The following is a 14,223-nucleotide window of genomic DNA, read 5'->3' on the forward strand; positions in this document are numbered from 1 at the left end:
GTTCTGGGGCGGTGGCGACAATGAGACGGTGCGGGTACGCAGCGGCATCGGGGCACTCCTTGGGAAGGAAGCGCCAGACCCTAGCGACTCGCCCATTGCGTTCCTGTCGGACGGCAGGGCTTCTGCGTCTGGGTTCACACACACCACGCGAGCCGAGCTGGGACTGTTGGCTCCAGGGGCTTTCGCCTGCCCGCCAGGGCCCCTGCTTCATCTCACCCGTACTCCGTGTGGTGCTCCCCCACCACGCTCATGGGGGAAGCAGGCGGGCCCCCTTGGAGCACCTCCAGCGGTTCATTCGTGACGCGCCGTCGGAGCTCCAGAAGAAGGCCCCCCGGACGAAGGTGGTGAAGGCCTTCAACACCGTCTTCGCGCAGCACATGGACACGGGGCACGTGAAGGGCGAGCGGCTCAGCCTCCTCATCGCGGGGGATGACGCGGCCGCCAAGGGGCGTGTCCTCGACTTCGGACGGGAGCTGGGCTTCGACCCCATCGACGCCGGGCCCCTGCAGAATGCCCGGTGGCTGGAGACGATGGGCTACCTCAACATCCTGCTCGGCTATGTGCAGAAGCTCGGGCCGGACATCGGCTTCCGGGTCGTGCGCTGACCGTCGGGCCGAAGTTGCCCGGACGTGTCGTTGCTCGAACGGGCGGCGGGGGAAACCCCACCACCCGTGGTGTTTTCAGCGTCGCTTCCGGCCGGCCAGCTCCGCCGTGGTGGACGCGAACAGCTCCACCAGGAAATCGATGAAGACCCGGACCTTGGGGACGGCGGACTTCTGTCGCGCGAAGAGGGCGTGGACGGTGCGAGGCTCGGGCTCGTACTCCTCGAGGATGATCTCCAGCTCGCCGCGGGCGAGCTCCGGGGCCACGTGGTACTCGAAGGTCTGGGCGATCCCCAGCCCGGCGACCGCGGCCCGGGTGAGCACGTTGCCCGACCCGGCGACGAGCCTGGCGTTGGCCACATAGCTCATCTCGCTCGCGTTTCCCTTGAGGCGCCACGGCAGGGGCCCCGTGCTCGACAGGTACCCGATGCACGTGTGCTCGCGCAGCGAGGCGAGCGTGCGGGGACGCCCATGCGCGGCGAGGTAGGCGGGAGAGGCCACCAGGATGGAGCGCGCGCGAGCGAGGTTGCGAGAGATGAGCTCGGAATCCCGCGCCGCCGCGAGGCGGATGACCACGTCCACGCCCTCGGCGGTCGGGTCGATGAGCTGGTCCCGGACCGTCAAGTCGATCGACACCTCCGGGTAGCGCTCGAGGAAACGAGGGAGTGCCGCCCCGAGGACGAAGTCCGAGATCGCCACCGGAGCATCCACACGCAGCCGCCCACGTGGGGTGACACTGGCCCGTGCCAGGGTGGCATTGGCGTCCTCGAGCTCCGCGAGGATGCGCGTACAGCGCTCGTAATACGCAGCCCCTTCGTCCGTGAGGCTGAGGCTGCGGGTGGTCCGGTTGAGGAGCCGCACCCCCAGCCGCTCCTCCAACCGCGACACGATGCGGCTCACTCCCGACTGCGTGAGTCTCAGCTGCTCCGCCGCCCGCGTGAAGCCGCCCAGGTCCACCACGCGCGTGAAGACCGCGATCTCCGAGAAGGCATCCATGCGCTCGACGCTCGCGTGATTCATGACACGGCGTCAACGATGCGATGACTTTCATGCCGTATATTTCACGGGCTGGGTTTCGCATCTTGGGGGTGTCTCGAAGCCATCGGCTTCGGGCACCTCCCTCGTCACACGAGAACGCCATGAAACCCGCCCTTCCAATGTTCGCCCTCGCCCTCTCCCTCGCGACCACGAGCCAGGCCGCCGCGCCGCTCAAGACCGAGGTCTTCACCGCGGCTCCCGAGGGCTTCCGCGTCACATCCACCCTCATCACGGGGGAGCAGGACGCGGTGCTCGTCGACTCGCAGTTCACGCTCGCGGAGGCGCACCGGCTGGTCGCGAAGATCCTCGAGTCGAAGAAGACGCTGAAGACGATCCTCATCACCCATGGTCACCCGGACCACTACTTCGGCCTGGAGGTGGTGCGGGCCGCCTTCCCCCAGGCGCGGATCGTCGCCGCGCCTGCGGTCATCGCGGAGATCAAGGCGCTCGCACCGAGGCAGCTCGCGCAGTGGAAGCCGCTCTTCGGCGCCAACCTCACCTCCGAGCCAGTGATTCCGTCCCCGCTCACGGCGGACCATCTGGCGCTGGAGGGCCAACGGCTGGAGCTCATCGGCCTGAACCCCGGTGAGAGCGAGGCCGCCACGGCGGTGTGGATTCCCTCCACCCAGACGCTCATCGCAGGGGATACGGCCTACCAGCAGGTCCATGCGTACCTCGTGAACGCGGACGCCAGGTGGCGGGCGCAGTGGCTCAAGAACATCGAGCAGCTCGACAAGCGCGGCGCCACCACGGTCATCCCGGGCCACCGGGCGGAGAAGGCGGCCCTGGGCCCCACAGCCCTGCGCGACACGGCGGCCTACATCCGCGACTTCGAGGCCTCGCTCGCGGCGGCCAACGACGTGGACGGCGTCAAGCGTCCCGTGCTCGCGAAGTACGGCGCGTTCGAGCTCCCCATCATCCTCGACTTCAGCGCACAGGCGGCGCTCGCGACGAAGGCGAAGCGCTGACGGTGAAGCCAGGCCGCGCTGACCGGACCTCCGGACGGCGCGGCCTGACAACCCCTTGAGATGACCATGCGAAAAGCGGCGTTCTGGGCCGTCTGCGCCCTGTCACTGGTTCTGTCCGCCGCCCAGGCGATGGCCGCGCCCGCCCTGTCGGTGCTGGGCAGGGACTTCACCTTCCCAAACTCAATGTCATGTACCCGCTCAGCAAGCGCTACCACGTCTACGTCCTCGATCCGCGCAACCAGGGCCTCTCCCAACGGGTCGACTACGGCACGCGGATCTCGCGCTTCTCCGTGGACCTCAAGGAGTTCTCCGAGCACCTCGGGCTCAAGTCGGCCGACTACTGCGGCTGGTCGATGGGGGCGTCCGTCCTGTGGGGCTACATCGACCTCTTCGGCACGAAGGGCATCCGCAAGGCGGTGTTCGTCGACGAGCCGATCTCGATCTACTCGCACGCCGACTGGTCCGAGCAGGAGCGGCTCGATGCCGGTGGCATGACCACCTCGCCCGAGCGCATGGTCGCGGCCTTCACGACGGGCGCGCCGACCAACAGCCTGGTCGTTGACCTGAAGCTGCTGGAGCGCGTCATGGCGAAGGACTCGCCTTTCTTCGTGAATTCCGAGAGCTTCGCGAACACGTTCATCAAGAACGACCCGAACGCGATGGGGAAGGTGCTGTTCGACCACGCGACCAATGACTGGCGCGACGTGATCCGCCACAAGCTCGACGTGCCCGTGGCGATCTTCACTGGCGAGTACAGCAACGCCCTGCCGAGCCAGCGGTGGATGCAGTCCGTCATCCCCGGGGCGACGCTCTACGCTTATACGAAGGCCGAGCAGGGCGACCATTTCCTCATGTTCAAGAATCCATTCAAATTCACGGACGATCTGCGGTCGTTCCTGGAGCGCTGAACCGATACCAGAGGAGCATCCATGAGAGCGATACGCGTCCATCGGCCCGGCGGACCCGAGGTGCTGCAACTCGAGGAGATTCCACTCCCGGAGCCCCGCGCCGGGTGGGTCCGCATCCGGGTGCGGGCCTTCGGGCTGAATCGGTCCGAGCTGTTCACCCGGCAGGGGCACTCCCCGAGCGTGCGGTTCCCGCGCGTGCTCGGCATCGAGTGTGTCGGCGTCGTCGACGACGAGGGTGGCACCGACCTCGCGGTCGGCCAGACGGTCGTGGCGCTCATGGGCGAGATGGGCCGGGCCTACAACGGCGGCTACGCCGAGTACACGCTCGTCCCGCGCGAGCGCGTCCTTCCGGTCCGCACGACGCTGCCCTGGGATGTGCTGGCCTCGCTTCCCGAGACGTACCTCACGGCCTGGGGCTCCCTCACCGAAGCGATGGAGATGCGGGCAGGCCAGACACTGCTCATCCGGGGCGGAACGTCGTCTGTCGGCATGGCGGCCGCCTCTCTCGCGAAGGGGATAGGCCTGCGCGTGTTCGCCACCACGCGGGCCCCCGCGAAGGCTGACGGGCTGCTCGCGAACGGCGCGGACGACATCATCATCGACACGGGACGCATCGCCGAGGACGTCAGGCAGCGTGTGCCGTCAGGGGTGGACGGGGTGCTCGAGCTCGTGGGCACGGCGACGCTGCTCGACTCGCTGCGCGCCGTGCGGCCGGGCGGCATCGTCTGCAACACCGGCATCCTGGGCAACGCCTGGGTGCTGGAGCGTTTCGAACCGCTGGAGGACATCCCTTCGACGGTGCGACTCACGACCTACCACAGCGGCACGACCTCGGCTGAGCACAGCACCGCCGCGATGCAGGAGATCGTCGACGGCGTGGCAGCGGGTCGCTACCGCGCGAACCTGCAGCGCCGCTTTCGCTTCGACGAAATCGTGGAGGCGCACCGGTTCATGGAGGAGAACCGGGGGAGCGGCAAGCTCGTGGTCGTCATCGACACGTGACGCGCTGTACCACTCCCGGTTCCCCGGAACAGCAGTCAGCGCCGGAGCGAGTTGAGCCGGCGGCTCACTTGAAGCATTCACCCACCGAAGAAGGTCGCGCCACCGCATTTGCGATTGGAAAGACGCGGTCGCCAAGATCCCTTTTGACTTCGGCCCATGAACGTTTCAACTCAATACTTTTCAGCACCCATGCACCGGCAACAATCGGATCGTCCACGGCGCGCTCGGGAACGAAACAAGAGCTATCAAATGCGGGCCATTGATCAGACATCCCATGCTTCTTGGAATCCTGACCACGGTACGAATGAAACTCGCGGACTACATTGCAGGACACAAGTGCCCGTCCACACATGGCCTGCGTCGCATCATCATTCACAAGCCGATCCGTGTGGCCAAGCGCGAACGAATCCTGGATCATATGAAGCAGCGCACCGACTGCCCGCGCACGTGTCCAACTGCCATCGGATTCGACACCCATCTTGCACTTGTTCCACGAAAACAGATTCGAACATTTCCAATTAAATAACGTATACACCGTCCAATGCGCATTGGGCTTACAAACCGTGGCATCACCGCCCCACAAACCAGCCAACGCCTCGAATCGAGCCCCCGCGACAGTTTCCCTACCAAAGAGGGTGCACACGTCTTCATCTGGGGCAATCTCGGAGGTCGCCACTCCATACAGGAATTGGGCCCATGCGAGAATCCGAGCACGAACAACATCCGCGGATTCGTTCGGCTGATTCGCCATGGCGTGGAAAAACTGCAAGTCACCATAGTGCGACCGGCAGAACAGATTGGTGTTCGCCCCCATTTGATCAAAGTATTCAGTGCATTTCTTATATGTCAGCCCTGTCCGAATTAGCGCGGAAACAGCATGGATACCAGTAGGACCATCAGGCCAGTTCACAGAAAAGACCTTCTGGTAATCTTCTGTATTCTGGAGCCTGCGTACTTTCAGATCCACCAAAGGCTTCCTCGGGCAACTCGTAATCGGAAGCCCTTTGGCTGCTCGTGCGCATTCAATTGATTGGACTGTCATCGCTTCGTGCATGCCATCCGCAGGCTGTATCTCGTACGCCCGCGAGCGAAGCGGGGCTAGCGCAAGAAGAGCTACCAAGGCGAACTGTACAGAGGGAGTCATGCGATGCCTCTCATGTGTGTCGTCTCCTGACACGCCTTTGCCTACCCTGAAATCGGTCGCAGCGCCATGGGTGCGTAAGGACTATACCAGAGACGTGCGTCAAGGCGAGTGACCGAGATGAGCTGCCAGACCGTGCCTACCCATAGTCGCTCGCGGCCTCATGATCGCGTCAAGTCCACACGATAGACAGCGCGTCACGGCGATCGCACGAGGCGCACACAAGGCCCTAGAGTTCCTGTGCCGGCAAAGCGGTCGCTACACCACAGACAGCTGCCTGGCGGCGCTGCGCATTAGCATGGAGGTGGAAGACCAACTTCTGCCCGCTGGCGGCTTCCCGCTGGGCCAGACGGTGGGTGATATGCAGGAGGGCGGCTTCCGAGCGAACCAGATTGGCGCTGCGCGCCATGCTCGCAGAGCATCGGGGAGGCAGACAAAATGCGCGGACATACCCCGCTGGTACTCCTTGGCGGCGGACGTCGGCGCCGCGAGCAGGCTGACGTGGCGCGTCCCGGCACGCGGCGGCGTCACCACAAGCGACGAGCTGACCAGCGTCAGGCTGGCGACGGAGGGGCTGGGGCTGGCGTACGCCTTCGAGCCGACGGCGCAGGAGGAGCTGCGCACTGGCCAGCTCGTTCGTGTGCTCGAGGAGTACGCGCCTGGTGTGCCCGGCCTCTTCCTCTACTTCCCCAGCCGTGCGCAGCGCTCGGGGCCCTTGCGCCTCTTCATCGAGGTAGCCAAGGAGCTGACAGTGAAGAAGGTGTGAGACTGACCACCCCGCGTGGGCAGATGACGGGCACACACGGGCTGCCAGCTGGGGCTGGCCATCCGCACCGACGCCGGGGCGCACGGGGGCCGCAGACGGTCGGCTCGGAGTGGGCGGCGCCGTGCCGGTGCTTCACACCGGACGGAGTCCACACCACGTCGCCCGCTGGAAGCCCATGGAAGCAGCAAAGCTCGACGGACTGAGTTGGTCACCCATGCGAACTCGTCAAGAAGTAGCGGGCACCTGCTTGACGATATCGATGATCGCGGCGCGTACGAAGGCGCACGCGTCGTCCTCGTCCAGCGCGGCGGGCCAGAGCAGGTCCAGGCCGCCAGCGGGGTGCTCGAAGGGGAAAGGCGCGCTGCGAAGGTGCGGCCGCTGCCGAAGGAGCTGCGCCGCGACGATCTCGGGCAAGGTCGCCACCAGCTCGCTGCCGTCGACGATGGCGCCGATCGCGCTGAAGCTCGCGACCGAGCAGCGGACGCGTCGCTCGACGCCGAACGCGTCCTCGACCGTGCCGCGGAGGTCGCCGTTGAAGGAGACGATGACGTGCTCCTGCGCGAGATACGTTCGCTGGGTGGGCCGCGCGCCGAGGCGCACGTGGCGCGGGTCGAACAGGCAGACGAAGTGGCCGCGGATGAGCGGCGTGCGCAGGATGGCCTGCGGCAGCTTGCCGATGACCGTGGCCGCGAGGTCGACGCGACGGGTCGCCAGCGCCTCGACCACCGTGCGGAACTGGACCGGCGTGCAGATGAGCCGCATCTTGGGCGCGTCGCGCCCGAGCCGGCGCAGCAGCGGCGGCAGCAACAACTCATCCGCGTAGTCGGCGAGCCCGAGGCGGATGATCCGCTCGCTCGTGCGCGGATCGAAGCGCGCCGGTGCGAACGAGGCCTGGAGCATCGCCTCGAGCAGCGGACGGACCTCGGTCACGAGGCGTGCTGCCCGGCTCGTCAAGATCACGCCGCGGCCGTGGCGCACGAGCATCGGCGTGTCCAGCGACTCGCTGAGCCGGCCGAGCGCCGCGCTCACCGCCGACTGCGTGAGGTAGAGCCGCGCGGCCGCCTTCGTGACCGAGCCCGCGTCGGCGACGGCGACGAGCACGCGCAGCAGGTTGAGGTCGAGAGCCCTGGCACGAATATCGTTCATGATTGCCATGTATGCTATTTGCTGGTGTGAATCGTGGCCAGCGTTAGGTTCGAGCGCATGACAAACACAGACAAACTCGGCGGTCGATTCACGTTCCCCGGCACATCGCTCACGGTGCACCGCATGGGCTACGGCGCCATGCAGCTCGCGGGCCCGCACGTCTGGGGACCGCCGCGTGATCCCGAAGCGGCTGCAGCGGTGCTGCGCGAGGCGATCGCGATCGGCATCGACCACTTCGACACGAGCGACGCCTACGGGCCACACGTCACGAACCAGCTCATTCGCGCCACGCTGCATCCGTATCCCAAGAACGTCGTGATCGTGTCGAAGCTGGGTGGGCGGCGTGGCGCGGACAAGTCGTGGCTCCCGGCGCTATCCCCCGCCGAGCTCCGCTCGGACCTCCAGGACAACCTGCGCCACCTCGGGCTCGACGCGATCGACGTGGTGAACTTGCGCATGATGAGCATGACGCCGACGGAAGGCCCTCTCGACAAAGAGCTCGCCGTCCTCATCGAGCTCAAGCGCGAGGGGCTCGTTCGCCACATCGGCCTCAGCAACGTGACGGCGCGTCAGGTCGAGCAGGCGCAAGCGCTCACCGAGATCGTGTGCGTGCAGAACCACTACAACCTCGCGCATCGAGGAGACGACGCGCTCATCGACGCGCTGGCGAAGCAGGGCATTGCCTACGTGCCGTTCTTCCCGCTCGGCGGCTTCACGCCGCTCCAGTCCTCGACGCTGTCGGAGGTCGCGAACGAGCTGGGCGCGACGCCGATGCAGGTCGCGCTCGCGTGGCTGCTGCACCGCGCGCCGAACATCCTGCTCATCCCGGGCACGTCGTCGGTCGCGCACCTGCGCGAGAACGTGGCCGCGGCGTCACTCGTGCTGCCGGCAAAGAGCCTCGCCGCGCTCGACGCAATCGCGCGTTGAAGGCACCTGTGCCCAACCAGGATCTGGTCGGGCACACAAGCATATGTTGTTCCCGGCGAACAGGATTTCAAGGTAATACCGGACAGCACCACCAACGTTCACGCAGCCCACGGACCGCGTGAGCCTGTCCAACCGGGAGAAGTCGCGATGCCATCACAGGTGAGAACGAGTGTCCGAGCGGGGTGTCCCCTGCCGCTCTTCGTCGTGTGCGCGGTCTTGTCCCTCGTCGTGGGCTGCTCGACACCGTCGGACCCGGAGCTCGCGGTCGCACGCGCGGCCGCGGTCACTCAAGACGCCAACTTCGCCGACTCCGTCTTCGTCAGTGGCCTCCAGGGACCGACCACCATGACCTTCGCGCCCGACGGGCGCCTGTTCGTCTCGGAGAAGAACGGCTCGCTGCGCATCGTCGAGAACGGCCAGCTTCTGGCGACTCCGTTCGTGACGCTCTCCGTGGACAACGACAACGAGCGTGGGCTGATGGGCGTCGCGTTCGATCCCAACTTCGCCAGCAACCATTATCTGTATGTCTATTACACGTCGATCGCCGGCAGCATCCACAATCGAGTCAGCCGCTTCACCGCCAACGGCAATGTGGCGGTTCCCGGAAGCGAGCTGGTGCTCGCCGACCTTCCGACGCTCGACGCCGCCAACCACAACGGCGGCGCGGTTCGCTTCGGGCTCGACGGCAAGCTCTACGTTTCGGTCGGCGAAAACGCGGTCTCCTCCAACTCGCAGAGCCTGAGCACGCCGCTCGGAAAGCTGCTGCGCTTCAACTCGGACGGCAGCATTCCCACGGACAATCCGTTCTACGCGACCGCCACCGGACTTGCCAAGGCGACCTGGGCGATGGGGCTGCGCAACCCCTTCACCTTCGACGTTCAGCCCGGCACGGGGACCCTGTTCATCAACGACGTGGGCGAAGGCGGCTGGGAAGAGATCAACCGCGGCCAGGCCGGTGCCAACTACGGCTGGCCGATGACGGAAGGCTATTTCACGAATCGCCCGGGGCTCACGCAGCCGGTCTTCGCGTACCCGCATGGCGCCGGCACGGCCGCCGGCAACTGCATCGCCGGGGGTGCCTTCTACAACCCACCGGTCCCGGCGTTTCCCAGCGCGTACGTCGGTCAATACTTCTTCGCGGATTACACCAACAATTGGATCTCGCGCATCGACCCGAACTCCGGCGCGCGTTCGCTGTTCGCGACGGCCGCCGCGGGGCCCGTGGACCTCGATGTGGGACCCGACGGCGCGCTTTACTATCTGTCGCGCGGCGCGGGCCAGGTGGGTCGCATCGCCTACACGGCTTCGCTGCCGCCGAGCATCGCGCAGCAACCGGCGAGCACGTTGGTATCGGTCGGAAATCCGGCGACCTTCACGGTGTCGGCGAGCGGCGAGCCGCCCCTCACCTATCGGTGGCAGCGGAATGGCGTGGACATCTCCGGCGCGACCTCGCCGAGCTACGTGCTGAACGCCACGCAGCTCACCGACAGCGGCGCGAGCTTCCGAGTGGTCGTGACCAACGGGCTTGGCTCGACCACCAGCGCCGCCGCGGTGCTGACGGTGACGTCCAACAAACCGCCGGTGGCCACGATCGCGACGCCGGTCGCGGGCGCGACCTACACCGCGGCCACCCTCATGACGTTCTCCGGCTCGGCCAGCGACACGGAGGATGGCGCGCTGCCGCCGAGCGCGATGACCTGGAGCATCACCTTCCATCACGATACCCACACGCATCCCGCCATGTCCGAGACCACCGGCATCGCGAGCGGGAGCTGGCCGATCCCGAGCGTCGGCGAGAGCTCGGCCAACGTCTGGTATCGCGTGCGGCTCACGGTGCGCGACTCCATCGGCCTCACCCACACGACGTATCGCGACGTCCTCCCGGTCACGGTACCGCTCAGGGTGACCAGCCTCCCGAGCGGGCTGCAAGTGCTGATGGACGGGCGGCCGTTCGCGGCGCCGCACGACACGACCGGCGTGGTCGGCGTCGTCCGCTCGGTGGGTGTCGACTCGCCGCAGTACGCGAACGGAAGATTCTGGGCGTTTTCGTCGTGGTCGGACGGCGGCGCGCAATCGCATCCCTTCACCACGCCTGGCAGCGCGGCCACCTACACCGCCACGTTCGTCGAGACCGCGGGCGGGAGCTGCTACCAGATTCAAAGCGAGCGCACCGACAAGTGGCTCACCGTCGACACCGCGGGCAAGGTCGTCGCCGGCAGCGCGACGCAAACGGGAGGGCAGATCTTCCAGCTCGTTCCGAACGGCACCCGGTACAAGCTCAAGGGCTCGGGCGACGCGTTCCTGGCGGTGGTGACAAACCAGCTCGCGATGAGCGCCAACTTCGCCAGCGGGGAGTCGTTCACGCAGCTTCCCTGCGGCTATGGCGGGCGCACCCGTGTCGGCTTCCAGGCTTCGTTGGGGAGCGCGCCCCATTGGAAGGAGACCACGCCGGACGGGCCCATCCAGAGCGGTGACGGCGGCAATGGCGGCGCCTGCAACCCGACCGATGGCGGCGCCTGGGAGGGCTTCTACCTCGAACCGGTGACCTGCCCGGGTGGCAGCACCGCCCCCGTGTGCGGCAACGGCACCGTCGAGAGCGGCGAGCAATGCGACGACGGCAACACCCAGTCGGGCGATGGCTGCGATGCGGCGTGCCACAGCGAGACCAGCAGCGGCGCGGGCTGCTTCCGCATCCAGAGCGAGCGCAGCGACAAGTGGCTCACCGTCGACGGCACGGGCAAGGTGGCCGCCATCAGCACGACGCAGACCGGTGGCGAGCTCTTCGAACTCATCACGAGCGGCGCGAACTACAAGCTCAAGGGAACGAGCGGCGCGTACCTGGCGGTGGTCGCGAACCAACTCACCGTGAGCGCCACGCTCACCACGGCGGAGCCGTTCACCCGCTACGACTGCGGCGTCTACGGCGGCCGCAATCGCTATGGCTTCTCATCGTCGACGGGCAGCGCGCGCAACTGGAAGGAGGTCACCCTCGGCGCTCCCATCCAGAGCGGAAATGGAGGCAACGGGGGCATCTGCAATCCCACCGACGCTGGCGCGTGGGAAGCCTTCTACCTCGATCCCGCGACCTGCCCGGCGGCGGGACGATGAGGACCTGAGCCCCCAGTGTCAGCTTGGTTGTCGCCTCGGCTGAGCGGGCGATCCGCAGCGCCTGCGCGCCGTCTGCCGGGGTTGCCGGGATGTGGGGTCCTTGTCCTCCCAGCCTCACTTCTTCGGGGGCGCCTCCACCCCCGAGAAGACGAGCACCTGTTCCGGGAGCCGGGCGCCGCGGATCTCGACCGCGGAGACGGCGCCGTTCAGCTCGGCGAGCTCGGCGGACGAGAAGTGCACGTCCGCCGCCCCGAGGTTCTCGAGCATGTGCGCCAGCTGCGTCGTCCCCGGGATGGGGACGATCCAGGGCTTCTGCGCCATCAGCCAGGCGAGCGCGAGCTGCGCGGGCGTGGCGCGCTTCCGTTCGGCCCAGCGCTTGACCCATTCGACGAGGGCCAGGTTGTGCGGCAGGTTCTCCGGAGAGAAGCGCGGCTCCACGCCGCGAATGTCCCCCGGAGCGAAACGCGTCTTCGCGTCGATGGCTCCCGTGAGGAACCCCACACCGAGCGGGCTCCACGGCACGAAGCCGATGCCCAACTCCTGGCAGAGCGGGAGGACCCCCTCTTCGGGGCCACGCCACAGCATCGAGTACTCGCTCTGCACGGCGCTCACCTGCAGCGCGGCATGCGCGCGGCGCAGCGTGTTCAGGCCCATCTCGGACAGGCCCCAGTGCAGGACCTTGCCCTGGGCCATCAGGTCCTTGACCGCGCCGGCGACGTCCTCGATCGGGACCTCCGGATCGACCCGGTGCTGGTAGAGCAGGTCGATGCGGTCCGTGCGCAGGCGCTTGAGCATGCCCTCCACGGCCAACTTGATGTGTTCCGGGCGGCTGTTGAGTCCCGGGCGGCGCTCGCCAGTCTCCAGGTCGATGTTCCATCCGAACTTGGAGGCGATGACGACCTTGTCCCGGAACGGCGCGACGCCCTCGCCGAGGATGCGCTCGACCTCGTGCGGGCCGTACGCCTCGGCCGCGTCGAAGAAGGTGACGCCCCGGTCGAAGGCGGTCCGGATGATGTTGTGCATCTCGGGTCGGCTCGGGACCGTGGTCTGGTACGTCCGGCTCATGTTCTGGACGCCAAGCCCGACGCTGGAGACCTCCAGCGCACCCAGCCTTCGCCGTCCGCTCACCTTCGGCGCGGACGGCCTGCGCGAGGCCGCCGGCTTCGCAGCGGCCTGGACGGGCGTGCCGCCCAGGAGCGGCGTGGCGACCACGGCTCCCGCCGACAGCAGGAAGACACGACGTCCCATCTTGTTCTTGCGTTCCGATGCCATGTGCATTCGTTCCTTCAGGGCAATGCGCCAGGCCGACGTGACGGCGGCCCCTACGCCTCGGGGATGGCGATGCCGTAGTTGGCGAGGGTGATGCTGTCGGGGTTCGGTCCGCCGCGGACTTCGGTGTCGAGCGCGTCGATCGCGGCCACCTGCTCGCGCGCGAGCTCGAAGCCGAAGACGTCGAAGTTCTTGGCGACGAAGAGAAATAGCGGTCCCGGCCACACCGGACCAGGTGGCGAGAGGGTGAAGGGCTTTAAAGCTGCGGTTTAAAATGGCGACTGCCAAGATGCCGCCACCGCCCGGACGCTTTCGATGAAGACCCACCTCCTGCCGCACCTGCAGACGTTCCTCGTCGTGGCGCGCCTGAAGAGCTTCAGCGCCGCGGCGCGCGAGCTGGGTGTCACCCCGGCGGCGGTGAGCCAGTCGGTGCGCCAGCTCGAGGAGCAGCTGCGGGTGGTGCTCTTCACCCGCACCACCCGCAGCATGGCGCTGACGGACGCCGGGCGGCGGCTGCTCGAAGGTGCAGGGCCGGGCCTCGGCCAGGCGCTCGCCTCCCTGCAGGAGGTGTCGGCCCAGCCGGGCGAGGCGGTGGGGCGACTGAAGCTGACGGTACCGGAGATTGCCTGGCGCTACGTCATCGCGCCGGTGCTGCCGGCCTTCCGCGCGCGCCACCCGCGGGTGGAGGTGGAGGTCGTCGTCGAGAACCGCTTCGTGGACATTGTCGCGGAGGGCTACGACGCGGGCGTGCGCCTGCACGAGGCCATCGAGCGCGACATGGTGCAGGTGCGCCTCACCGACCCCTTCCGCTTCGTCGTGGTGGCCGCACCGGCGTACCTCGCGAAGCACGGCACGCCCCAGAAGCCCGAGGACCTGCTGCGCCACGAGTGCTTCACCATCCGCATCCCCTCGAGCGGGGCGCTCTACGCCTGGGAGTTGGAGCGCGGGAAGAGGAACTGGCGGGTGCCGGTGCGCGGCAGCGTCGTCACCAACCACCGCGAGCTGACGCAGGCCCTGGTCGAGCAGGGCCTCGGGCTGGCGTACGCCTTCGAGCCCGCGGTGAAGGAGGCGCTGCGCGCGGGCCGGCTGGTGCGCGTGCTGGAGGAGTACGCGCCCAGCGTGCCCGGCTACTTTCTCTACTTCCCCAGCCGCGCACGGCGCTCGGGGCCGCTGCGCCTCTTCATCGCCGTGGCCAGGGAGCTCGCGGTCAAGGCGGTGTGACGCCCGTCCCAGTTGCTCCCCAGCCGCACCTGTGCGGCCGCCCGCCCGCATGAGAGCGTCCGGAATTGGGGCGGAACGAGACCTTGCCTCGGGCACGCCGTCCCAGAAGGCTGGCATGAGCATTGCC

The 14,223-nt window shown here is 67.3% G+C and carries 13 protein-coding genes; 8 read left to right on the plus strand and 5 right to left on the minus strand.

Annotated elements, in window-relative coordinates; genetic code table 11:
* Positions 1-272: 272 nt before the first annotated feature.
* Complete coding sequence (locus tag D7V93_RS22535) at positions 273-605, plus strand: NADPH-dependent F420 reductase (RefSeq protein WP_120645379.1); 333 nt, start codon at positions 273-275, stop codon at positions 603-605.
* Positions 606-680: 75 nt separating this feature from the next.
* Here D7V93_RS22535 and D7V93_RS22540 read toward each other — a convergent pair whose 3' ends face one another.
* Positions 681-1,622, minus strand: a complete 942-nt coding sequence (locus D7V93_RS22540; protein WP_120645380.1) for a LysR family transcriptional regulator — start codon at positions 1,620-1,622, stop codon at positions 681-683.
* Between the two features lie 119 nt (positions 1,623-1,741).
* Here D7V93_RS22540 and D7V93_RS22545 point away from each other — a divergent pair, with 119 nt between their 5' ends.
* The 3 genes from D7V93_RS22545 to D7V93_RS22555 all read left to right on the plus strand — a co-directional run bounded on the left by D7V93_RS22545 (position 1,742) and on the right by D7V93_RS22555 (position 4,518).
* Positions 1,742-2,608: an MBL fold metallo-hydrolase gene (locus tag D7V93_RS22545; protein WP_158623822.1), complete on the plus strand. Its 867-nt coding sequence runs from the start codon at positions 1,742-1,744 to the stop codon at positions 2,606-2,608.
* Positions 2,609-2,796: 188 nt separating this feature from the next.
* The gene (locus tag D7V93_RS22550) at positions 2,797-3,516 is read left to right on the plus strand and encodes an alpha/beta fold hydrolase (protein ID WP_208723110.1); all 720 of its coding nucleotides are present in this window, start codon (positions 2,797-2,799) and stop codon (positions 3,514-3,516) included.
* Between the two features lie 21 nt (positions 3,517-3,537).
* Positions 3,538-4,518, plus strand: coding sequence for a zinc-binding alcohol dehydrogenase family protein (locus tag D7V93_RS22555; protein ID WP_120645382.1), 981 nt, complete (start codon positions 3,538-3,540; stop codon positions 4,516-4,518).
* Positions 4,519-4,582: 64 nt separating this feature from the next.
* Here the strand turns inward: D7V93_RS22555 and D7V93_RS44485 are convergent, their stop codons facing one another.
* Positions 4,583-5,485, minus strand: coding sequence for a hypothetical protein (locus tag D7V93_RS44485; RefSeq protein ID WP_147451274.1), 903 nt, complete (start codon positions 5,483-5,485; stop codon positions 4,583-4,585).
* 640 nt (positions 5,486-6,125) lie between these two features.
* Here D7V93_RS44485 and D7V93_RS46780 point away from each other — a divergent pair.
* A complete protein-coding gene (locus D7V93_RS46780; protein ID WP_372338338.1) occupies positions 6,126-6,425 on the plus strand; it encodes a LysR substrate-binding domain-containing protein in 300 nt (99 codons plus the stop codon).
* A gap of 225 nt (positions 6,426-6,650) precedes the next feature.
* Here D7V93_RS46780 and D7V93_RS22565 read toward each other — a convergent pair whose 3' ends face one another.
* Positions 6,651-7,580: a LysR family transcriptional regulator gene (locus D7V93_RS22565; protein WP_244237441.1), complete on the minus strand. Its 930-nt coding sequence runs from the start codon at positions 7,578-7,580 to the stop codon at positions 6,651-6,653.
* Positions 7,581-7,628: 48 nt separating this feature from the next.
* Here D7V93_RS22565 and D7V93_RS22570 point away from each other — a divergent pair, with 48 nt between their 5' ends.
* Both D7V93_RS22570 and D7V93_RS22575 read left to right on the plus strand, forming a co-directional pair.
* Entirely contained in the window at positions 7,629-8,498 is an 870-nt protein-coding gene (locus D7V93_RS22570) for an aldo/keto reductase family oxidoreductase (RefSeq protein ID WP_120645385.1), read from the plus strand.
* Positions 8,499-8,714: 216 nt separating this feature from the next.
* Positions 8,715-11,606 (plus strand): PQQ-dependent sugar dehydrogenase, encoded by a 2,892-nt coding sequence (locus tag D7V93_RS22575; RefSeq protein ID WP_244237442.1) that lies wholly within the window; start codon positions 8,715-8,717, stop codon positions 11,604-11,606.
* Between the two features lie 114 nt (positions 11,607-11,720).
* Here D7V93_RS22575 and D7V93_RS22580 read toward each other — a convergent pair whose 3' ends face one another.
* Complete coding sequence (locus D7V93_RS22580) at positions 11,721-12,878, minus strand: aldo/keto reductase (RefSeq protein WP_120645388.1); 1,158 nt, start codon at positions 12,876-12,878, stop codon at positions 11,721-11,723.
* A 50-nt stretch (positions 12,879-12,928) separates the two neighbouring features.
* A complete protein-coding gene (locus tag D7V93_RS22585) occupies positions 12,929-13,102 on the minus strand; it encodes a hypothetical protein (protein WP_208723111.1) in 174 nt (57 codons plus the stop codon).
* 88 nt (positions 13,103-13,190) lie between these two features.
* Here D7V93_RS22585 and D7V93_RS22590 point away from each other — a divergent pair, with 88 nt between their 5' ends.
* Positions 13,191-14,096 (plus strand): LysR family transcriptional regulator, encoded by a 906-nt coding sequence (locus tag D7V93_RS22590; RefSeq protein ID WP_120645387.1) that lies wholly within the window; start codon positions 13,191-13,193, stop codon positions 14,094-14,096.
* Positions 14,097-14,223: the final 127 nt, after the last annotated feature.

Origin of the sequence: Corallococcus llansteffanensis (assembly GCF_003612055.1) — a bacterium.
GTDB classification, from domain to species: Bacteria; Myxococcota; Myxococcia; order Myxococcales; family Myxococcaceae; genus Corallococcus; species Corallococcus llansteffanensis.